Below are 23,111 nucleotides of genomic sequence, written 5' to 3'. Positions count from 1 at the left end.
TAAGCCATAGACAAAGCCGATCTGCTCAGTTAATAGATTAGCAATCGGCCTAGTTCGTTGGCTAAGGGTCTAAGGGTTCATCAGGATCGATCGTATAGGCCTCTTCTTTTGCCTTGAACTCGATGATCACATCTGAAATTCGTTTACCCAATATATAGGGAATATACCCCAATTCACGCATACAACGATCGCCCATCTTTTCCACCGCATCAATATGCACTTTACTACTGTTAACGATGGCGTATTTATCTTTCGGAAAACCATAATTTAACAGGATACGTGCTGTATTACGCAAATTTGTGGTCGTATGTCGCGCATGTGGATCAATCAATATTGCCGCTTCAGGTACTCCCATAACCTCGATCAGATACTTTTTCATTTCTATTGCCTCAATAAAGTGAGTCTTATAGGGATGTACTTTACCGCCAGACAACACAATAAAAGGGGCCAATTTTTCAAAGTAGCTTCGGGCTGCCATCCGCGCACGTAACATTCCACCTGGACTAATAGGCTGTCCATACACCTCGGGGCCTGCACCTAAGGTCAGCAACAGACTATAGGGATAGCTTGCGAAATCGGTATTTTTGACCGCTTCGTAAGCTTTCTTGTTTTCAAGTTCAATCAGCGGCTCTAGTTGTGCCGCGTCCCATCGCTCATTAATTTCCAACAAGCGTACCGCAGTCATCATGGTCAAAAAAAATGCCGTTTTATGTGTTGGAATATCCTTGCGTATGTCTTGGCGAACATCGTCCAAAAGATGAAGGTAGGCCGCACGTTTTACATCGAAAGAGATCGAATCTATTTTGGGGTAATTGGGACTTTTACCTCCTCCATAGACGTCCACCACATAATTCATTGCCTTTAAATCCTGTTTCAAGGCTTTCGTAAAATAGGCCTTTGCCGTCTCATGATGCAACACACCATAGGTCATTGATGGAATAAGATTAGCCTGAACAAGCTGGTCCAATTTCTTGTTATGACCAATTTGCTCCGCCAATTGTTCTGCCAACAGGTCAATTTCGTTATCCTGCCATTTGAAGGCATTCAAATAGCACATGAGATCAGGACAACTGGCGCTGTTGTTAAAACGTTCGAACCGTTTTTCCAACACCTGTGCGATCGGCTTGGAGTTCACGAGCTCCTGTATAAGGACTGGATCTTTTAAGAGCAAATAGGATGCATAATAATTCTTCTTGATCAGCCAATCCTGTGGACCAACAGGCATATTGTTTACTTGACCTTTGGAAATATGCAGGCAGCATATTCCCAAGGTAAGTAACAAGATCTTTCTGATATTTTTTATCATAGCTATTCAATTGCAGATTAATATCCAGGGTTTTGATACATACGTGCCGGATCCAGCTTATATTCATCAAAAGGAATTGGATAGTATCGATCTTTTGTCGAGATATTGGAGATTTTAGCATTTCCATAATCAGCCTGGCTCTTCGTTTTGAAATAAGTCACCAGTTCTTGTGCATTATAATTACGGATCAAATCAAACCAACGTTGGTTTTCAAATGCCAGTTCTACACGGCGTTCATGCAATATGGCCTCCTTTAAGGTTGGATATTTACTACGATAAGCCGTATTCAACATGGAAGCAGCATACGAAGGCAATCCTGCACGTTCACGTACCTGATCCAAAAGCGCAATAGCTTCCGCATCTTTGCCCAAGTGATATTTTGCTTCTGCCAACAACAGCATCACATCGGCGTAACGGATCAATATCCAGTCGTTTCCGCCCCAACCATTGGTACCCGCAGCGTCACTATTATCTCTAAATTTGGTTACAAACCAATCGTTAACTTGCGTATTGGCGGCAAACTTTACAGAGAATCCTTTTCGGATATCGTCTTGCTCATAATCTTTAATCAGATCTAGTTTTGCTACCTCACCAGCACCTGTAGAGTTATAGCGTGAGTTGATGGTCTCTCCTCTCGCCTGGTAATTACGGGCAATACTCGAGCTATAGTTTTGGTCACCTTGTTTGTACTGAATCTGAAAAACAAGTTCTTTACAGCTATTTTTCTTGGTCACATCGAAAACATCCGCATAGGGGATTTCGTTCAGTTTGCCAAAAGTTCGCATTTGGTAGGCCGCATTGAGGTACTGTTCTGCCTTCGCAAAATTTTCTGCACTCCCCGACGTCTGCGTTGCTCCCAACGTTAAGTATACTTGTCCCAAAATTGCATTAATAGCCGATTTAGATGCTCTGCCAATGACGTAATCTTTCTGTGTATTGGGAAGATTGCTGGACAATGCCTCTGTCAAATCCTTAATGATCTGTTCGTACACAACCGACTCTTTTTGCCGAAAAGCCAATTCATTTGCTTGCTCTTTACTGGTCACCTGTACCGTAGATAATGGAATATCTCCGAATTTACGTACCAGATGGAAATATAACAATGCACGAACGAATTTCGCTTCCGCAATATAGCGGCCTTTTAATTCTGCACTTGTAAAGCTCACATCGTCGACATGTGACAGAAGCACATTACAGCGGCTGATTGCCGCATACATAGCCGACCAATGCGTCTTTAGATAGGTATTACTTGGCAGCAACGAAAAGTCATTGAATTGGAATGGCTCCCCGGCGTTGGATTGGTTATCATTACGTCCACTATTATCCGAACGTTCCTCATTATACAATGTACTGGATTCACCGATCGTACTTCCCGAACGAAGGGACTGGTAAAGACCGTTAACCGCCAAGAGCACATCATTTTCTGACTTGAAGTAATCATCGATCGTAACGGCATTGGGATTTTTCTGATTTAAAAAATCTTTGGTACATGAAGACAATGCCAACAAAACAAAGGGTAATATATATCTTTTTTTCATCCTGTTATTTTTTTATTTTTCATCAGCCCACGGAACTGCAAAGAGCAGTCTGTAGGACTATTTTTACAATACTGGAGCTATTAACACGGGGCTGTCCTTAATATTCCTATGCACAACAGCTCCTCGATCCTGCTATTAGAACGTTACTTTCACACCAAGGTTATACGATCGCACCAATGGATAAAGCCCATAATCCACCCCTGGAGTCAGGTTGCCGCGTTGATTATAATCCGGTTCCGGATTGTAGCCTTTGTATTTAGAAATCGTAAATGGATTGTCCACGGTCGCGTAGACCCTTACACCAGAAAGTGTTAGTTTTTCTGCTAGACTTTTGGGAAGATTGTAACCCAAAGCAATATTTGTCATACGCAAAAATGAACCGTCCTGCAGATAAAAATCGGAAAGACGTGTACTGTTACTTTGCGTACCGCCACGCGATGCACGGTAGACTTTACCATTTCCCGGATTTTGAGCCGAACGGTAGCGTTGTGCGACATCCGCATATTGGTTACCGGAACCTTCCATATTGTAGAGGTAATAATCATAACCATCCAGCACTTTATTCCCTTGGGAGCCATTAAATGATGCCCGTAGATCAAATGCCTTATAGCGTGCGTTAACGGCAAAGCCATAAGTGAAATTAGGATGCGGATTGCCGATCACACGTTTATCGGCATCATTGACGATACCATTGCCATCTACATCTTCAAAATAAAGATCTCCAGGTTGTAGCGGAGTTGTTGAAGCCGCAGAAGGTGCGACAGTTTTATAGTTTTCCTCTGTTGCAACACCCAGAACTTTGAAACCATAGAACATACCAATTGGACTTCCTTCTTGTGTAATATGCGTTAAGTAGGAGCGTTCAGCACCATTTGTCAAGATGGTAGAGGCCCCACCAAGATCGAGCACTTTATTTCTGTTGACATTGATATTTCCACTGAATCCTAATTCAAATTCATTTTTGCGAATCAGTGTGGCATCAACCTGCACATCAAAACCTTTGTTCTGCACCTTCGAATTTGGCAGATTGGTCAAGATCGTTGTTGATCCAGATACAGCGGAGAGTGGCTGATTGAATAATAAATTGAAGGAACGGCTCAGGTAGAAGTTGGTCATAATGTTGAGGCGGCCTTTCAACAAACCGAGATCAAGACCGGCGTTGTATTGCGAAGTTGATTCCCAACCCAATTTTGGATCGAACAGATCACCTGCTGTATAGGAAGTCTCCACTTTATCGCCAAGGATCACACCCGCTGGTGAGTTGATAACGGATAATGCGCGATAATCACCAATATTATTATTTCCACTACGTCCCCAGCTCGCTCTTAGTTTGACCGTTGACTGTTGTCCTAACCAATCCGTATAAAACTCCTCCTTGGAGAGGGTCCAACCACCTGAAACCGATGGGAAGGTTCCCCATTTATTATTTGGCCCGAAACGTGATGATCCATCGGTACGAATGGAAGCTGAAAGGAAATATTTGGAATCAAAGCTATAGCTTACACGGCTAAAATATGACTGGAGCGTTGTAATGCGTTTGAACGTATCGTCTTTTAGCAATTGGAAATTAGAAGGATCGGCTCCTTTATCTGTAATTTCCCCAATTGCATTATTATTAAAACCGTTGGCTCTCACACCTTGATAATCGTAATCTGTTCGTTGAGCCGAATAGCCCAATAAAGCGGATACCTGATGTTTACCACCAAAAGTCTTGTTATAGTTTAACGTTGCTTCCAGCAATTTGTCCAATTCATTTTTTGTCTTGGCATCTGCATAGGCTGCAGATACCGCTTGCGGTGAAAACGGTTTGTTATTCCCATCAGAAAGACTTGTAGGACGGAAATAATCATACTTCTCGTCGTAAGTAGACAATCCACCGTTTATTTTCAGATTTAGGCCATCCATAATGGAAAAATCAGCAAAGGCATTGTATAACCCCCTTTTTCCACGACGGTTGTTTTTAATCTCAGTGACATAAGCCAGTGGATTTTCAGGGTTCTGGATACCGTAATTGTTCGCCGAAAGATCAGCCATCAGGTATTTGGCATAGGTTCCATCTTCGTTAAAAACAGGGAGGGTAGGCAGATAGATTAAAGCCGCCATAGACGGACTTCTGTCGTAACGGCCTGTCGTCACCTCGTTGTTGTCATTATATGTAAATGAAACATTTGCACCAACGGTCAATCTCTTGCTGACTTTGCTATCGATATTGGCGCGGAAATTAAAGACCTTTTGATCCGTCCCGAGCATGATCCCTTGTTGATTCTGATAAGATCCACTTAGGAAATAGCGGTTTTTTTCGTTACCGCCATAGGTTGATAGATTATGACGTTGAAAAGGTGCATTACGGTATAAGGCATCTTGCCAATCCGTATCATATTTTGCTTTTTTTGCCGTACCAGATGCGAAGTCATAGTAGTCTTCAGGAATACTCACCGAGCCGGCATTTCCAACATTAGCAATACGCGTTTTATTATCATCAAAGCGTCTACTATCGCTCCAGGCAATCCCTTTCGTAGCCAAAAGGTCTTTATACGAATTGTTACGACCATCAATCAGGAGATCAATAAACTGTTCCGAATTTAAAACATCGATTTTCTTGGAAAGCTGACCAAAGCCCCCCAATACTTCGTAGTCCACATTACTCTTACCTTCCTTGCCACGCTTGGTTGTAATCAATACAACACCGCCAGCACCACGAGATCCATAGATCGCTGCAGAAGCGGCATCCTTTAACACATCGATAGACTCAATATCATTGGGGTTGATATTTAAATTGTTTCCTGCTGGATATCCATCGATAACGTACAATGGATCCGAACCAGCATTGATCGATCCCATTCCGCGGACGCGCATTTTGGTCCCATCGTAAGGAGCGCCACTTGTCTGCATCACCTGTACACCTGCTACTTTACCAACCAATGCCTGGGATAATTTTGGTGCGCTCAGATTGAGTTCCTCGGCCTTAACGCTAGCGATTGCGCCAGTGACATCCGACTTTCTGATCCGCTGATAACCGATAGAGATGGTCACTTCTTCCAATGTGTTTTCATCGGTCTTTAGAGAAAAGATCTGCCCATTGGATTGGGTAATAGCTTGCACAAGTCTGCTATACCCAATAAAAGAAATACTCAGGTTATCACCCATTTCGGCTTCGATCTGAAAATTTCCTTTTTCGTCAGACTGAACAGATTTTTTACTTTTCAAATTTTGAACGGTTGCTCCTGCGACAGCATTTCCTTGGGCGTCGACAACACGGCCTTTGACGATCCCCTGTGCATACGTAAATTGTGACGTGGTTAGTGTGAACGGTTTGGCTTGAACAGCGGGTGAGCTCGCTGCAATGGCACATAACAACCAAAAGACATTGTTGGCTTTAAATTTCATAAGTAGCGCATTTGATTTATGGGTACAAGATTACAAATGCTATATGAAGGTAGGGTCAACAAAACATTAACAGTTTTTAACTAAACCGGGTTAGCAAACTATGAAAGCTTAACAAAAAGGTAACAATATACCTAAGATTTATTCCTAAGCTTCCCGCTAACAAAGCTAGAAATCAATAAAGTCAGAAGATATAAGGTTGCAGCAAAAAGAATATTGCCGATCAATTTTAGAGGTTCAAATTCATGGTATCCGACCTGCTCATTAAGATCTGGGCTATAGCCGCTTCCTTCCCTATAAAATGTCCAGGGAAATCCTATTGTCAAGTTGCCGTCAACATCAAGTTGATTATGATAGAAACAAGCTGTCAAAATAGCAAAAACACCAATAGTACCAATAAAAACTTTACATAATACTGGTACTAATGATGTTTTTCGTTGTTCAGGCTTTGCATGCATGATTAAATATAGCAATTCATTTTGATTGCATGTTATAATCACCATAGTTACCTTGCTAGTGACGAGCTGGGCCTACACATTTTGATCGTCGTATTTTACAAGGTTGATTAAACTTAACATAGCATTATGCTGTATGTGTTGTTTTATCTCTCACCATCATTAATTAAATTTCTCATATCCCGTCTTTCGATCAACCGAATAAAAAGAATACCTTCCTTCCACATTTCTGACGACTAACCTATTTTGCTGAATGAGTCCATACAGCACATTTTTCAAATGCCTTGGATAAATCTGGAGATGAACCTGCCCCGTTTCCTTAACTTTCCGAAACAGTTGCCAAGGAACTGCGCCATGCACAAAGAATTCCAGATCCAATAGCCCTTCAATCTTTTGCCGCACATGTAACATCGCATCCGATTCAAGCTGGATATCTTTTTCAGCTTTCCATTCCTCAAATTGCAATTTCGGGGCCGAAGGATGCTTTTCGCCTGTCTCAAACCGCCAAGAAAGTTCTATAGCATAATTCCATGTCACCTCATCCTCTTCGATATGAAGACGGACGAGACGTTCTTCGGAAACTTCGTATTGTTCACGGTGAAATTTCATCGGTTCTATACATGAGCTCATGTATATTCGATCCAATAAGATCGATTCCTGAGCCAAAAAACTTCGCACCTGATACATTTTTTCAAAGTCTAAATACGCGTGATCAGGCCTACCGAGCAAGAACGACAGTTCTTCAGGTCTCCAGCCCTTTTCTATCCTCCGTTTTAGATAGGTGTACCATAGTTGAAAATCTTGCGAAAACATCATTCCCCCATAGGATGCTTTTGGTGTAGATACTTTTTTGATCATTATAGTGTACAATTGGTTATTCAAATAATTTAAGCAGTTCATCTTTACTGATCGATTTCATTAGATTGGCTTCATCTAAAATCAGTCCTTCGGATATTCTTTTTTTACTTTCCTGAAGGGCTAAGATGTGCTCCTCTACGGAATCCCGACAAACAATCTTATAAGCCATCACATGCTTTTCCTGTCCGATTCGATAACAACGATCTATTGCCTGTGCTTCGGCAGCAGGATTCCACCAGGGATCCAAAATATAAACATAATCGGCAGCCGTTAGATTTAATCCTGTTCCTCCCGCTTTAAGGCTGATGAGAAACACACGGCATTCGTCCTCGTTCTGAAATCTTTCGACCACATTTTGCCGCTGATCTTGATTTATCTTACCATCAAGGTAAGCATAAGCTATTCCCTTATTTTTGACGCGTTGAGCCACGAGCTTTAGCATAGACGTATACGCTGAAAAGAGCAGAATTTTATGATTTGGTGCTACTTCATCCATGATCTCATCAATAAAATCCAATTTAATAGATTCATGACCGAAGCCGCCATCTTTTATCAGAATGGGCGAGTTGCAAAGCTGCCGTAGTTTCTGCAGCGCCTCAATCGCCAAAAATTTGGATTTCGTGGAGTCAGCGCTATTCAGATTATTTTCAATCTCTCCCTTGAATATTTTTCTGACCTTATCGTATATTTTTCTTTGCTCCGGAAGCATATCCATATACAGAATTGTTTCGGTCTTTTCAGGAAGGTCCAAAGCAACCTGTTTTTTTGTACGTCGAAGAATAAAAGGTTGGATCATCTTTTGGAGGCCAAGGATAGTTGCTTGCGCTGTATTTTCATCTTTGATCCCCCTATAGGTGTTATTAAAATTGCCATAAGTTCCAAAAAAACCCGGGTTGACCATACTCATTTGTGCATAGATATCCTCCACTCCATTTTCAATCGGAGTTCCTGTCATCGCTATGCGATAGCAGGATTTTAGCTCAGTGAGCGATTTGAATCTTTTTGAATTACGATTTTTTATCGCCTGCGATTCATCTAAAATCACGTAACTAAAGGACTGGGATTTAAGAAAATCAAGCTCAATCATAACTGTTCCATAGGTCGTAATCAAGATGGACTCGTTCTCTATTTCCGTGATTTCCCTCCTTTTTTGTCCATGATAAATAGCTGTCCGACGATTTGGGGAAAATTTCTTAAATTCTGCCAGCCAATTGAATAGCAGGGAATTGGGTACAATAATAATTGAGGGGGCTGCTTTTGGATTATTTTGATAGAAATATTCCAAAAGCGTTATTGCCTGTAAGGTTTTCCCTAATCCCATATCATCAGCCAAGATACCGCCCCATTGAAAATCGCTTAAGAATACCATCCAGCTAAATCCTGCCTGTTGGTAAGGGCGCAACTCTGCCTGGATCTCTTTCGGAACATCCAACAGGGCTATTTCATCCGTATTCAACAGTTTCTTTCGACGTTCAGCTAGGCTATTTTGAATAATACGAGGATCAATTCGATCCAGCCGCGTTTGGAAAGATAGCAATTGGGCTGAAGTGAGTTTAAGACAGTCGGTTTCAACCACCGCATAATTAAACAGCACATCAAATAATGCTTTATCTGAAGCTTTGATATATCCGAAAGATTGATCCGCCAATTGAATGCTACTGTAATCGTATACGATCTTTTTTTCAAACTCTCCCGGTAAATAGGTCGTTGTTCCAAACTTGAAAATCATGTAAATGGAAAATACATTATTGTCCTGACGAATATCCAATACTTCCCATTTCAGCTGGTGTGGCAGCAAATAGGTTCCCCTTGAAATATTGTTCAGCATAGTTTTGTATCCCTTGCTCTTACATTTTTTTATAAATTCATACAGTCTATTTCTGTTGCCATGCGCCTGCCATTTCAAGCGCTTAACCATCCTATTGCTGCAACTTTTCAAATTTGGCAACTGTGCTTCAATAAAGGTATTAAATTCATTCTCGCCAACAAGATCTCGCTCAGTATATAGGCAGGTTCCATTTTCCGATTTTAGAATCAAGTTTCCTCCATATGGAATTACATATTCTTCCTTTTCATTCAGCATAGCTTTCAATTCGAAATTTAAATGATCATCGCCTTCTTTCTCCACCACAACCTTAAATTGAGGTACATGATGAGCGGTATTAGAAATAAAAACTGTATCCTTGTTTAAAGGTTCAAGATCTATATGAAAGGATGTTGACAATGGAATCAACATACGCGTAAAGAAGTCTTCATAGTCCCTCTTTAACACCGTTATTTTAGTAGAAATACTGTGAAAGAAACGTAATAGAAACTCCTTTTGTAGATTATCAACAAAAAGACACTCATCTTCATTTAGATTGATAAAGAAGAAATTGGACCTACATTCGGATGTATAGTCTTTCAACTCCTCTCCTTTGTAGACAAGAATTAACGATAGAAGCAGATGATCACTGTTTTCTTTCAAATGAAATTTCAGGCTAAGATCATCGCCCGCCAAAATCACATTCCGATAAGTTGTACGATATTTGGATGGATATTTGAAGTTTTCAATTGTCGTTTTAAAATTATTTCTATCGACAAAGGCAACACGTAATCTTTCCGATTTTCCTTCCAAAAGTTTACGCCAAGCACTGATGATAAAATCCTTCTCCACATGATCAAAGTCATTTCGCAGGTCATCTTTCTCGCTATCCCCTAATTGTCTTTGAGGATTTTTGGAAAAGGCTAAAATCTTATGACATAGATCGATTTTTAAAACATCGCTATCAGCAAAATTCACCAACTCATTACCAAATTCTCCTAAATAATTTATCTTACTGTCTTTTTCAAAAGGTATTAAAAAAGGTAGTCCGTCCACCTGACGCTCTCTAGGAACGACATACATAAGATCCGGACAAGGCGCCCCAGGCTGTCCCAGCCATCGGTTTTCAGATGCTGTATCTAGCAATTCCGATTCAAGCTCCCGGTGGTCGAAATAATTATATACCTGACCAAATTGATTATGGTTTTCAATACAAACCTTATCATTGCGGTAATAAAGCCTAGAAATACCCAATTGAAAGAACTTATGCTGACTTTCGGGCAGGATGGCAATGTCTTTTGCATATAAATCATGTAAGAATTTATTACTGAGTAAAAACTTACGATAAAGTGCAATAATTACATAATCACACAGACTATCATGACGCTTTTTACAATCACACTTAACCTTCAATCCGATTTCTTTGATCTCGAGATCAATTTCGAAATATTTGTTTTTATATTTTCCGTCTCTTCTTAGAGAAAATGGCAATTTAAACTTGTTGACTTTGATTATCCTAACGCTGTAACTGTAAAGGCGGAAATCTTCCAGTGGTATTTCTCCTTTATAGAGCTTAAGAAAGTAGTCTGATGAAATATAAAGATCCTCCCGGTTTTCCCAAGGAATAATAAAGCTATTCTTCTCTTTGTCGGGTTTAATCGGAGCAACATCTATTGCTAGCCCCAGATTTTCAACACTATTTCCCATAAATTCTTCTTTATTGCTTATTGCACTTAACCTCCGATTTCAGCTCCATATACCGTATGCTCTGATCACAGAGATCGACAAAGAAATCTGTAATTTCTCTCGCTTTTGACCTAAAGTAATCCATATCAAGCTGAGCTAATTGTGAAGGAAGCTCATAGACCCGCCCTTTCATCTGTTTTAATAACTCTGCATTCAATATTTCCTCTACATCACCTCTGGCTGTAAAAAACTCCTGCACCTTTTTATCACAGATACAGGTCCAGTCCACAAGATTGGCTATCGTCACATTCATTGGGGCATAACCGATCCGTAGGTAGAGGTAACTGTATAGTCCAATTGACGTCAATTGATTTAAGAATAATACAGCCAATTGTGAACTAGCAAGTCCTTCAAAAGCAAATACACCTAGCAGATCTTGCATGAGTTTTGAATTGCGTGTCCATGAAATCGATGTCTTCAATAGTGTATCGTGCCAATTGACCGGGTTAACCGAATACGTCGGTTTATAACTCGGACGACGGTAAACAACAACAGATTCATTCCAGATGGTATGGGAGAAACGGCTGCCCAGATCCAGTTTTGTTGCCAGGAAATCTGTGCTCATAAAAGCTACAACTGCAGTAACTCGACCATAAACGATTTTTCGAAAATGACAGTGACCTATTTTCTTTTTTATTACTGCAAGGTAGATTTCTGCCTTTTCATTTTCCACCGCAGGAAAATGAAAAAGTCCTTTTCCATGCGCATCGCTGACGTAATAATTGAGCAGCATCATTTGTTCGGGATTATTCTCCTGACGAATCTGAGCCAGCACATGAAGTATATCTTCCTCATACCGCTCCGGCCAAGGAAATGCATAAAACTGCGAGGCCGTGGCATTCGATAATGCAGTCTCTTTCGCCGCCTGATTACCTGCTGCAACTTCGACGTTTTTATTCGCGACTTTTTGTTCCGCTATTGCCAACAATTTTTCATAGCCCGTTTTAAGGCCCTCCATAAAACTCAAGTACAGCTGTTCAATCGTATGAAGAACAAATTTGCAATGCTCATAAAGCCAAGAGGCATCAAAGGCGGAGATTTCGAGGTCCTTATTTTGTTTCACCGCATCAAAGGCACTGTCCAATAATCTAAAACGTTTCTTTTCTTCCTCATCCTTTCCGACAAGAGATTCCCTTAACATGGAAAAATGTTCATTGAGGCTTTTAATTCTGTTGCTAACATGATGTACATTATTGGCTTTTCCGTCAATCATTAGCTGTAAAAAACGCAAATGATTTTCCATACTTTGATGTAACATAAATACAGCCCTTTGATAGTTCCCCTGCTGACCAAATGTTTCAGCCCCATGTAGGAATCCCACTGAAATAGGCAAGAGCTTTTTGTAATATTCATCAGCTATTTCTAGAACACTTTTTAGTTCTTTCGCTTGAAGGGGTGGGTTCTTTTTGCTACTAGCCTGGTGAACGGTGTTTTCAGGTAGGGAGGCATAAGAATAATACAGACTACCCACTTTGACTTTACTGAGCATTTCAGCAATTGGCACCAGCTCAAAGGAAATATTCTGCTGGTCCATTAAACATAATTCCACAATAGGCTTTAATACCTTCGGTGAAAGCCCACTCACATGCTTGAGCGCAAGAAGCAAGTGATAATGATCCTGACCGAGAAACTGATATTTAAAAAGATAAACGCGATCGAGATCCATACGCTGAGAAAGCCGATCGATAATTAATTGGCTATTAATTTCCATACTAAATGATTTAAGGTTAAAAATTTGGCACAATAAATTACCCCAACAGATCAGACTGTTACAGATCATTATTGCAAATAATCAATACTTAATTTGTAAAAAAACATAGTATATAACCAAGGAGACTACATAGGGCTCGACACGATACAAAATAGACGTTTGCCCCTTGGTGCGTTAGGAAATACCAGCATTAAAATCAACATGTACTCGAATCATTCATTAAGCGAAAAAGTGTCTCACGTCGCTGGCAATGTAGACAGAGAAAACACTTTGTTCCCCCATTAAAAGAGAAACAAAATAGAATACAATGATATAGTTTATATATACAAATATATAAACAAACAAAACAAAATCAAAATATTATTTATCATTAAAGAGGTACATCGATGATACAGCCCTATAATGAACAGATTACAATTTATTTTATACTTTCACGAATTATAAATATGTTCGACGAATTGTAAACAGCCAATAGATCTATCAATTATTTGATTATTTTTAATTCATACTAAACAGGGTATTTTTTTAATTTGCATCAATTCTAACATACCATATCCATGACCAATACCAAATTATTCCTCATCTTTTGTCTTGTTTTCTTTGTTCGACCAATATATGGTCAAACCACCTGCAACTGTTCACAGGCACTTAAGCAGTTAATTATAAAAATAGAGGGCGAGTACCCTGGTTTTCCAGAAAAGACGAAGCAGAATAAGGATCTGTATGAAGCTAAAAAAAATATATTGACGAAGAAAAGCTTGCTGATTTCAAATTGGACCTGCATGCAACTTTTGCAGGAGTATCTTGACTTCTTCCACGATGAACACATTGTCTTAGATGATCTTTCCAAAAAGAAAAACGCTTCACAGACAAGTCCCGAAAACCCACAGGTAGAACCAGAAGAGGAAATAAGTGCAAAATCCATCAGTTCCGATATATTTTATATTAAAATCTCAAGCTTCGGGTACGAGAACATAGCGCCTTTCAAAGAACTGATCGAAAAAAACAAAGAAAAGATCGAAAGCAGTAAAGGGCTTATTATAGATGTACGAAACAACGGTGGTGGAACGGACGATGTATACCAGCCGCTGTTGCCCTATATCTTAACTAACCCTATTCGGATTATGAGTGTTGAGTTTTTTGCGACACAAACCTTAGTCAATGGGTTGCGTGATTATGCCATCAAAAATATCAAGCAAGATTCTCTGAATGAAGTGAAAAAAATTGATGAAGATCTTCGCGAATACAGAGAGAATATGGGAAAATTTGTGCTGTATGGTGACAAGAAAGTCATCATAGATACGATTGTCCTTAATAAAAAGAGCCCACAACAGGTCCTTATCTTAGCCAATAGAAATGTAGCCAGTGCTGCCGAGAATTTTTTATTCAGTTCCCGCCAGAGCAAAAAAGTAAAAATCATGGGAACACCGAGTATGGGGGCACTTGATTATGGTTCTATACGTGAGTTCAAATTTGGTTGCGACAATTATCGGCTGCTTTTGCCGACCTATCGATCTACCCGACTACCCCAATATCCAATTGACAATATAGGTATACAGCCAGACATCTATCTGGATGAATCCATTACAGACTGGATCGATTTTGCGGTGCGTTACATCAATGAATAATCAATAATTGCGATAAGGTATATCGTTGGCGAGTATGAAAAATATCTTAAAAATGGGAATAATAAGTGCTTTGACTGGTCTGCTCTTGTCCTGCAAAGAGCAAGTGAGTCCTTTGTCTGAAGATTACTACAAAAAGAGCGGTGCGATTTATTTCATACCGGGCGGAAACGATTTTGAACGAGGTTCGAGAAAGATGGTTGCCGATGTGGCAAGTTTTGCTGTGATCAAAGAGGCCTATGCCCGCGATAAAGATCGCGTCTATTTTATGGGATGCCCCCAAGAGCTGGTCGATGTAAAGACCTTTCAACTGAAAAACAACATTCCAATCGATCAGGAGCATGTATTCAAGTTTGAAGGTTTTGCTTCGGCTACTTCATCGTGTAGCCAAAATCAGCTCACCATTATCGAAGGTGCCGATCCTGCGACTTATACAACGTTATATCATCAACTTCCAGCACTAGCTAAAGATAAAGCACATTACTTTTATAGGTATCAACCGCTGAACGTCGACTATGCTTCATTCAACGTAGTTAACAGTAATTTTGTAAAAGATAAAAATCAGCTTTTCGTAGTAACAGACAAAGCGATTCTTCCGCTCCACTATAAAACAGAGAACGTTAAGGCTCTCAATAAAGCCTATCTACTACTGAATGACCGAATACTGCTCTACTACGAGCCTTATCAAAACATCGGTATCCTGGAGATCGAACTTCCTTCGTCAAACAACATAAAATTCCTTAATGATAAGACAGTAATCATTGACCAATTGGTGATTATCTCGGGTAAGCAATTTGAATATACAGCGGTCGATGCCGAAAGTTTCGAGCTATTGGAAGGGGCAAATGGAAAAGTCCTTTGGTCGCGCGACAAAAATCATGTCTATTACGAGCAACGATTATTTGCTGAAGCAGATCCGAAAACCTTCGAGGTTCTCAAGTTCGCTGTAGCAAAAGACGCGAACCACATTTTCATTGGAAATAAAATATTCAATGGCCCTGATGTAAAAAGCTTCAGAAAGGTTGATAAGCCGCGGGTAAACCATGATTTCGAAGATGACCTGGGCAACAAATACTGGTATCAAACCAACAAAGGGGAGGTTATTTTGGTTCCGGTTACTAAAAAGTGATCACACTAATCGGCTCAACAATAAGCAAAATTTGAGCCGATTAACCAATTTAATCGGCTCAACCCCAAAATTAGCGCTGCTCCTTCCCGATATCATCTGTCCAATCAACGGTTAATATTACACGCCAACAGGCTATAACTTACAATACACGGTATTGAAATATCCTTAGTTTATTCGGTGACTAATTCGCCCTATTTTATTCTAGGCAGATTTAACTACGATCATGCCATCTGGGCTTATGATTGGTTATATATGGATAAAGATGGCAACTTATTGGACACCATCAAAGCCCCGAACTTCTATATCCTGGATCAGGTGGGTAATTTGGTCTGGCCAGACAAACACATGTTACTCACCTCGAATGCCCTGGAAAAGAATTGGAAGACCGGAAAAATAAAGTACATCGATTCATCAGAAGATCTTCATTTAATTGATGTAAAACGAGGTGATCTAGAACCTACAAAAGGCCTATGGAATTCAAGTACAAAGACTTGGGATATAAACCCCGATTTCGAACATATTGAAACCTTAGATGGTAAACGACAAATCTTTGCATTACAGGAGCATAAAGATGGTCGCTATACTTTATACAACAACAAGACAAAACAACGAATCGGCAACAAAAGCTACATGACCATCAATCCCAACGGGTGGGTACAACATAAAAATGAGCGCAATCGGGACGACGGCTATTTTATTGACATTGCTACGGGCAAGGAATATAAAGAATAAAAATATACCGCTCAATCTCAGCAATAATTCCCAAGATTAATTTATAACAGACAAAATATACTCTTTAAGATTTATTAACTTTAAAGGAATACTGAGTTATTAGCTTTGTCCAATTAAAACTGATCTTGTGAGCGAATTATTGATAGCATCATTAAAGCGAGGTGACCACTTTGCCATGGAACAGATTTTTAATCTGTACTGGGAAGCCATATTTGATGCAGCTTTTAAGAAAATAGGCGACGAAAATGTGGCTCAGGACATTACCCAGGAAATCTTCATTTCGCTGTGGGAACACCGTGAGCAGGTCATCATATCTGGTGGTCTTGCAGCCTATCTACATGGGGCTGTCAAATTCAAAGTAATCAACCATTTTCGGAATACGACAGTTAAAGATGGACATAAAGCCGAACTAGCGACTTTAATGAACCAACGATATGCGGATTCAGCGGACGACCTACTGATCCTAAAAGACGCGCAGCAAAAAGTTGAAGAAGCTTTGATGCTGCTTCCCGAACGTATGCGACTGGTCGTCACCATGAGCCGAAAGCAAGAAAAGTCTATCAAGGAAATTGCGAGCGAGCTAAATGTCTCCGGACAAACTGTCAAGAACCAAATTACCTCGGCCATGAAACTGCTCAAAAAAAGCCTCTCTTAGGCAGTTCCTCCATTTTTTTTGAGTGTTAACAATAATTTAATATACTCCTAATATTTTCGACTAGTACCATTTCCCATTTGAAGTGACATGTATTCAAATGAGGGAAGAAAAAGCAAAGCAGTTACTGCAAAAATATTTAAATGGAGAGGCTACCGCCGCCGAGATTAAGCAAGTCGAAGATTGGTACGCCCAACTGGATAACGCTGCAAAAAAAGTTCCGCAGGAACGAAAAGCTGCACTGCGCGAACAATTATTGGCCAATATTCAGTCCAGTATTTCAGAAAAGGGAAGTAAACGACCTTCCCTGCTGTATTCACCTGTATTCAAAATAGCAGCCGCTATTTTAATGATTGCTTCCATAGGACTTCTTTATTGGAAAGTAAATAATCAACCTATCACAGCATCTGCGCAGATCGTCACAACAACCCTTGCAGGGGAACATAAAAAGATTGTCTTGGCAGATGGTTCGGAAATTATCCTCGAACCATCTTCAAAAATCAGCTATCCAAGTAAATTCAAGGGCAATATCCGTGAAATAGCACTTACTGAGGGGGAAGCCTTCTTTGACATTGCCCACGACGAGAAGCATCCATTTCAGGTACAGCTTGCATCGAAGCTAGCAGTTAAAGTATTAGGAACTTCTTTTCGGATAAAAGCCTATCAGGCTTCCGATCAAGTCGAAGTCACCGTCGCTACGGGTAAGGTTGCTGTGGAGCAAAATGATAAGATCCTCGGCATATTAACCAAAAACCAAAGTCTACGCTATGATAAAGAGACCAAACAATCATCGCGCAACCTAGTAGAAAAAAATACAGCCGTAGCCATTGCGTTTGATGGAACACCACTTAAGGAGGTGGTAAAAAGACTGGAATATGTCTACAACATCGAAATTATCTTAAAAGACACTTCACTTTCGCCTTTAAAAACAACAGCCACATTCAATAGCACACAAAATCCGGCAGAAATACTGGATATCATCTGCAGCCTACATCACCTCAAGTACAGTACGATTGAAAAGGATAAAATATTTAAAGTCCACAAATAATGTCTAAAAATTTACCTAAAACATCTTAGTCACCATGCGTAATTCATTACCTAATCATTACAAAAAAATGAAAACACCTGCATTCAAAAGAGAATTCTCTTTTTATCGGATCATGAAGTATCCCTGCATCGCATTTTCGATTACTTCGGTATTCTGCAGTTCGTTGATGGCCTCCCCAAGCATGGCCCAACGTCTGGACAAAAGCAGCGTAAACATCAAAATAAGCAAGGGCGAAAAACTCGATGTCATCCTCCACAAAATCGAGAGTCTTTCGGGCCTTCATTTTGTTTACAACCCTGACCTATTGCAAGAACGCAACACCGTCTTAAGCGGTAGCTTTAAAACCGAGCCTGTTCGCTCACTGTTGAATAAACTCGGAATCAATGCGGTAGAAAAGGAGGACTATGTGATCCTGAACACGCAAGCAAACCTCAAGGCAGACCGCATCGTGACAGGTTTTGTAAGAGATACAACAGGGGCTGCAATTGTAGGTGTTTCTGTAAAAGTAGTGGGTACGCAGGTAGGAACCACAACAGATACAAAGGGTGCATTTCGAATTGAGGCTGGACCACAAGCCGTCCTTTCTTTTTCGATGGTCGGATTTCATTCTAAAGATGTTTCTGTTGGTGAAAATGAAGTTATCAATGTAACGCTAAGCGAAGAACGTTCGACCCTATCCGAAGTTGTTGTTGTTGGTTATGGAACCCAGAAAAAAGAAACATTAACAGGAGCTATAGGTGTGGTATCCCTTGATAAATTATCCTCACGCTCGGTAAACAGTGTCGGTGAAGTATTAGCCGGAAAATCTCCGGGTGTCATTGTGACAAACGAAGGTGGCGATCCGACATCGCCCCCACGTATCAATATTCGGGGTGCTGGTGGTATCAATGGTGAAAATGTACTCTACGTTATTGACGGTTCGATTTTCTTAGGTACTCCACAATTAAATCCCAACGACATTGAGTCTATTTCCGTATTAAAGGATGCTTCTGCAGCTATCTATGGTGCGAGAGCTTCTGGTGGTGTGGTATTGATCACCACAAAAAAAGGAAAAAAAGGACAGATGCAAATTAATGTTGATGCCAAGATCGGCCAGCAAAGTGCATGGCGTAAATTAAAACCTTTAAACGCCGAACAACGTGCCGAGGTCGCTGCAACAGCTGCAAAAAATGGTGGGACAACCATTTTACCAGCTTTCGATCCGGCTAAATATCCAGAAGGTTTAGTAACCAAAACAAACTGGATGGATGAGGTATTTAGAAACGCGACATTGCAAGATTACAATGGTGCAATTAATGGCGGAAATGAAAAATCAAATTTTTACTTAAGTTTCAATTACCGCAAAGCAGAAGGTATTGTACTCAATACGAAAACGCAGCGTTACAACTTCAGGATAAACTCAGAGCATCAAGTTACACCATGGTTAAAAATAGGTGAAAATCTTTCCTATAGCAGTACCAACGGAAATGGTGCTAATACAAGCAGCGACTATACAGGAGCGCTATTGTCGGCCATTTATTATCCAACCAATGGAACACCTTATAATGCCGATGGCAGTTTTGCGGGTCTTCCGGGTCCTTTCCCTGGTGACTATGGTGATATCATCAACCCTGTTGCAGAATTAATGCGCATCAATATAAACAATCCGGTCAATGTCCTGGTTGTGAATCCATACGCCAACATCCAATTGGCAAAAGGCTTAACTTTTAGATCCAACTTAAGCATTACAAAATCGAACATTAGATATAAAAGCTTTACACCAAAACGTCCTGAAATAGGTAAACCCGTTTTGAGCAATAGTCTGGTGGAAAGAGCGAGTGACGCAAATGATATCCTTGCCGAACAAGTCCTAAATTATAAAACCAAATTTGACCATCATCAACTTGATTTGACCGGAGGTTATAGTTTTCAAAAAACCAAAAGTAGTTATTTGAATGCTTCAGGAACCGGCTTTGACGACGAATCCAAGCAATACAGATACCTGAATAACGCGAACACAATACAACCGTCGGAAAGTGGTTATGGAGCCACAGCACTTTCGTCTCTTTTCTTACGGGCAAACTATAATTACAATGAAAAATACTTACTATCCTTAATTGGTCGAAGAGATGCTTCATCCATCATTCCATTAAAAGAAAATAGAGCGCGCTACTATTATTCAACATCTGCTGGATGGGCTCTACACAAAGAAGATTTCTTGAAATCTGTAGAATGGTTAAACGAGCTTAAAATAAGAGCAAGTTACGGTAAATTGGGTGGTCTAGCCAACCTAAATCCACTGGATGTTAACCCTCTTCTTATTCGCGCCGATGCCTATTTCGGTGAAAATCCAAAATTACAAAATGGATATGCTCAAAATGTATTACCCAATATGGATATGCGATGGGCTGAAAGTAAACAAACAAATATAGGTTTAGATCTTGGAATTTTGAATGGATTGAGCTTGGTAGCGGATTATTTTGTCAAAGAAACCAATAAGATGATCTTAACCAAACCTCTTCCGGGAACAGCGGGTTTAAGCACACAAACGATTAACGGTGGTATAGTAAAAGATAAAGGTATTGAACTAGGACTAACGTATAGTAGTGCTAAAAATAAAGATTTTTCGTACTCTATTAATGCAACCCTAACCAAATTGACCAACAACGTTCAAGAATTGGCCCCTGGATTGAACAATATCGCAGTAGGTACTAATTTTAGAAATGAGCTAGCTCCGTTGACAATTACTGTTGGCCAACCTCTTTACAGTTACTACGTATTAAAGACCGATGGTATCTTCCAGAGTCAGGCAGAAGCTGATAACTACAAAAATGCCAATGGACAAAAAATTCAACCCAATGCAAAAGCGGGCGATTTCAAATTTGTAGACATCGATGGGAATGGTTCGATCGGACCTGAAGATCGCTATTACGCCGGAAGTGCTTATCCTGATTTTTCTTACGGTCTGAGCTTCAATGCGAATTACAAAAACTTTGATCTCAATATTTTTGCACAAGGTGTACAAGGAAACAAATTGTTTAATGCCATCAAAAGAACAACCTACAGTGCGAGCGGTCCTTCGTACAACAAATTAGCAGGAATCCTCGATGCATGGTCACCAGAAAACCCGAATGGGAAAGTGCCTATTATCTCAAGCTCAGACGCCAACGGAAACTTTAATGCATCAGATTTCTATATCGAAGATGGTTCTTTCCTTCGTATCCGAAATGTCACGTTAGGTTATACACTTCCAAAATCTTTGACTGACAGATATAAACTTGGAAATGTGAGAGTCTATGCGACTACGAACAACTTATTTACGTTTACAAAATACACTGGTTTTGATCCGGAAATTGGTATGGATAACAATGGACTTGATGTCGGACGCTACCCACAAGCCCGAAGCTTTATTTTCGGCCTAAATGTCAATTTTTAATCTTAGCAGAATGCCAATGGGATCTAAACGAAGGTGACCTCATACAAGGATTATTGAGTTTAAGATCTTATCGATTATTAAAACGAGAAAAATAAAAAGGATGAAACCGAAAAATAAAAGTTGTCATTCACAGACGGACGATTTTAAGCAGGTTTTATCAGTCATAAAAAAAATAAAACGATGAAAACGAATATCAAATACCTTGCAATAGCAGCAGTAGCACTTTTTGCATCGTGCGAAAAACAGTTGGATATATCGCCTGAAGGTTCTCCTTCCGCGCAGAATTTTTGGAAAACCGAACAGGATGCCATCAAAGCGGAGGCTGGTATGTATGAAAAATACAATGAAGAGGATTATTATGGCCGCGGAATGTTTTGGTTTATTAATGCCAGTGACGACATGGTAACAGGGCGTAACAAACCGGAAGCCGATAATATCAAAAATTTCAACCGCAATTATATCGGTGGTGGTTATACCGAATCGCAATGGAGCATGCGCTATGCGATTATAAAAAGAGCTAACGATATTATTATCAATGTTCCCAATATAACCATGGATGAAGCGCGAAAAAAACAGATCATTGGCGATGCCTATTTCAATGCAGGTCTGGTTTATTTTCAATTGGCTGCAAACTATGGTAATGACAAAGCTGGAATTCCGATCGTTAAACCTGAAACCGATGCAGCCGTACCCGTACCCCGTGCTAACAATGTCAACGAGAACTATGATTACATTGCTTCTTTATTTCTAAAAGCTGCGGAGAACCTTCCCTATTTCTCAGACATGAATACCTCAGATTACGGTAAAGCGCACAAAACTGCGGCATGGGCCTATTTATCAAAAGTATACCTGTACAAAAAGGACTATACCAATGCGGCCAAATATGCAGATATGGTGATCAATTCGGGCAAACATGATTTACTGCCTAATTTTGTCGATGTGTTTAAAGCTGCCAACAACTGGTCCAAAGAATATATCTGGTCGGTGGTCTGTACGCCAAATGGTGGCGGTACTGGATGGGGAAGTAAGCTTCCTGGAGTTATGCTCACCAACAAGGCCTGGGGAATCTACAATGGCTGGGGCTATTATCTACCGACAAAAGAACTGTATGATTCTTTTGAATCTGGCGATCTACGCCGTGAAGCAACAATCTTGAAACCTGGGGACAAATTTCAGTTTTTCGGCAATGAACGCACTTTCACAAAAGACGGCGGCGCTACATCCAATTACCAATTCAAGAAATACATGGAGCCGTTTTCTTATAAAGACCCTATTCCAACACATGTCAATCCAAATGGAGATAATGGCACTACAGATTTAAATGTTCCATTGATGCGCTATGCCGAAGTACTATTGATCAAGGCTGAAGCCGCCATTAACTTAAATGGTTCCGGTGCTGGCGATACTGAATTAAATAAGATTAGGAAGCGGGCCGGTTTAGTCACAAAAAGCGGAATGACCCTTGTAGATTTAAAACGTGAGCGCCGCAATGAGCTTGCTGGGGAATGGGCAGACCGTCACCGTGATTTAGTTAGATGGGGTGATGCACAAGCTACCTATGCCAAACCTTTACACGATTTCGATGGTACGGTCATTTGGCCAGCTAGAAATTTCAATCCGCAAGTACATGACGTGTGGGCTGTTCCACAACGCGAGATCGACAACAGTTCCGGTGTCATTAAACAAAATCCAGGATGGTAAAAAACAA

At 40.2% G+C, this 23,111-nt stretch carries 14 protein-coding genes; 7 read left to right on the top strand and 7 right to left on the bottom strand.

Features of this window, described 5'->3' with window-relative positions; translation table 11 throughout:
* Window positions 1-61: 61 nt before the first annotated feature.
* From B3297_RS04485 to B3297_RS04455, 7 genes are all read right to left on the bottom strand, one after another.
* Window positions 62-1,306 carry a YdcF family protein gene (locus B3297_RS04485; RefSeq protein WP_286778510.1) on the bottom strand — a complete coding sequence of 415 codons (1,245 nt, stop codon included), beginning with the start codon at window positions 1,304-1,306 and terminating at the stop codon, window positions 62-64.
* Window positions 1,307-1,323: 17 nt separating this feature from the next.
* On the bottom strand, window positions 1,324-2,844 hold the full coding sequence (locus tag B3297_RS04480; protein ID WP_286727333.1) for a RagB/SusD family nutrient uptake outer membrane protein: 1,521 nt from the start codon (window positions 2,842-2,844) through the stop codon (window positions 1,324-1,326).
* A gap of 135 nt (window positions 2,845-2,979) precedes the next feature.
* Window positions 2,980-6,231 carry a SusC/RagA family TonB-linked outer membrane protein gene (locus tag B3297_RS04475; RefSeq protein WP_286778509.1) on the bottom strand — a complete coding sequence of 1,084 codons (3,252 nt, stop codon included), beginning with the start codon at window positions 6,229-6,231 and terminating at the stop codon, window positions 2,980-2,982.
* A gap of 131 nt (window positions 6,232-6,362) precedes the next feature.
* Window positions 6,363-6,686 carry a hypothetical protein gene (locus tag B3297_RS04470; protein WP_286778508.1) on the bottom strand — a complete coding sequence of 108 codons (324 nt, stop codon included), beginning with the start codon at window positions 6,684-6,686 and terminating at the stop codon, window positions 6,363-6,365.
* Between the two features lie 159 nt (window positions 6,687-6,845).
* Complete coding sequence (locus tag B3297_RS04465) at window positions 6,846-7,541, bottom strand: hypothetical protein (RefSeq protein ID WP_286778507.1); 696 nt, start codon at window positions 7,539-7,541, stop codon at window positions 6,846-6,848.
* 16 nt (window positions 7,542-7,557) lie between these two features.
* Entirely contained in the window at window positions 7,558-11,052 is a 3,495-nt protein-coding gene (locus B3297_RS04460; RefSeq protein WP_286778506.1) for a DEAD/DEAH box helicase, read from the bottom strand.
* A gap of 10 nt (window positions 11,053-11,062) precedes the next feature.
* The gene (locus tag B3297_RS04455) at window positions 11,063-12,802 is read right to left on the bottom strand and encodes a hypothetical protein (protein WP_286778505.1); all 1,740 of its coding nucleotides are present in this window, start codon (window positions 12,800-12,802) and stop codon (window positions 11,063-11,065) included.
* A 557-nt stretch (window positions 12,803-13,359) separates the two neighbouring features.
* On the opposite strand from B3297_RS04455, the gene B3297_RS04450 reads away from it, so the two are divergent.
* The 7 genes from B3297_RS04450 to B3297_RS04420 all read left to right on the top strand — a co-directional run bounded on the left by B3297_RS04450 (window position 13,360) and on the right by B3297_RS04420 (window position 23,104).
* On the top strand, window positions 13,360-14,430 hold the full coding sequence (locus B3297_RS04450) for a S41 family peptidase (protein WP_286778504.1): 1,071 nt from the start codon (window positions 13,360-13,362) through the stop codon (window positions 14,428-14,430).
* 52 nt (window positions 14,431-14,482) lie between these two features.
* Window positions 14,483-15,556, top strand: a complete 1,074-nt coding sequence (locus B3297_RS04445; RefSeq protein WP_286778503.1) for a DKNYY domain-containing protein — start codon at window positions 14,483-14,485, stop codon at window positions 15,554-15,556.
* A gap of 177 nt (window positions 15,557-15,733) precedes the next feature.
* Complete coding sequence (locus B3297_RS04440; RefSeq protein WP_286778502.1) at window positions 15,734-16,288, top strand: hypothetical protein; 555 nt, start codon at window positions 15,734-15,736, stop codon at window positions 16,286-16,288.
* 127 nt (window positions 16,289-16,415) lie between these two features.
* Complete coding sequence (locus tag B3297_RS04435) at window positions 16,416-16,943, top strand: RNA polymerase sigma-70 factor (protein WP_201639764.1); 528 nt, start codon at window positions 16,416-16,418, stop codon at window positions 16,941-16,943.
* Window positions 16,944-17,040: 97 nt separating this feature from the next.
* The gene (locus tag B3297_RS04430; protein WP_201639765.1) at window positions 17,041-17,988 is read left to right on the top strand and encodes a FecR family protein; all 948 of its coding nucleotides are present in this window, start codon (window positions 17,041-17,043) and stop codon (window positions 17,986-17,988) included.
* A gap of 67 nt (window positions 17,989-18,055) precedes the next feature.
* Complete coding sequence (locus tag B3297_RS04425; RefSeq protein ID WP_286778501.1) at window positions 18,056-21,403, top strand: SusC/RagA family TonB-linked outer membrane protein; 3,348 nt, start codon at window positions 18,056-18,058, stop codon at window positions 21,401-21,403.
* A 180-nt stretch (window positions 21,404-21,583) separates the two neighbouring features.
* Window positions 21,584-23,104 (top strand): RagB/SusD family nutrient uptake outer membrane protein, encoded by a 1,521-nt coding sequence (locus B3297_RS04420; protein WP_286778500.1) that lies wholly within the window; start codon window positions 21,584-21,586, stop codon window positions 23,102-23,104.
* Window positions 23,105-23,111 lie beyond the last annotated feature (7 nt).

This window comes from Sphingobacterium sp. UBA3519, from assembly GCF_002377215.1.
Lineage (GTDB): Bacteria > Bacteroidota > Bacteroidia > Sphingobacteriales > Sphingobacteriaceae > Sphingobacterium > Sphingobacterium multivorum.
The sequence above is the reverse complement of the archived record's forward strand: the minus strand, read 5'-3'. Positions and strand labels throughout refer to the sequence as shown.

Excerpts from the sequence above, each read along its gene's own strand:
- B3297_RS04445 (WP_286778503.1), top strand. The coding sequence starts at position 14,483 with ATGGGAATAATAAGTGCTTTGACTGGTCTGCTCTTGTCCTGCAAAGAG.
- B3297_RS04485 (WP_286778510.1), bottom strand. The coding sequence starts at position 1,306 with ATGATAAAAAATATCAGAAAGATCTTGTTACTTACCTTGGGAATATGC.
- B3297_RS04430 (WP_201639765.1), top strand. The coding sequence starts at position 17,041 with ATGAGGGAAGAAAAAGCAAAGCAGTTACTGCAAAAATATTTAAATGGA.
- B3297_RS04470 (WP_286778508.1), bottom strand. The coding sequence starts at position 6,686 with ATGCATGCAAAGCCTGAACAACGAAAAACATCATTAGTACCAGTATTA.
- B3297_RS04475 (WP_286778509.1), bottom strand. The coding sequence starts at position 6,231 with ATGAAATTTAAAGCCAACAATGTCTTTTGGTTGTTATGTGCCATTGCA.
- B3297_RS04420 (WP_286778500.1), top strand. The coding sequence starts at position 21,584 with ATGAAAACGAATATCAAATACCTTGCAATAGCAGCAGTAGCACTTTTT.
- B3297_RS04450 (WP_286778504.1), top strand. The coding sequence starts at position 13,360 with ATGACCAATACCAAATTATTCCTCATCTTTTGTCTTGTTTTCTTTGTT.
- B3297_RS04455 (WP_286778505.1), bottom strand. The coding sequence starts at position 12,802 with ATGGAAATTAATAGCCAATTAATTATCGATCGGCTTTCTCAGCGTATG.
- B3297_RS04460 (WP_286778506.1), bottom strand. The coding sequence starts at position 11,052 with ATGGGAAATAGTGTTGAAAATCTGGGGCTAGCAATAGATGTTGCTCCG.
- B3297_RS04425 (WP_286778501.1), top strand. The coding sequence starts at position 18,056 with ATGAAAACACCTGCATTCAAAAGAGAATTCTCTTTTTATCGGATCATG.
- B3297_RS04465 (WP_286778507.1), bottom strand. The coding sequence starts at position 7,541 with ATGATCAAAAAAGTATCTACACCAAAAGCATCCTATGGGGGAATGATG.
- B3297_RS04480 (WP_286727333.1), bottom strand. The coding sequence starts at position 2,844 with ATGAAAAAAAGATATATATTACCCTTTGTTTTGTTGGCATTGTCTTCA.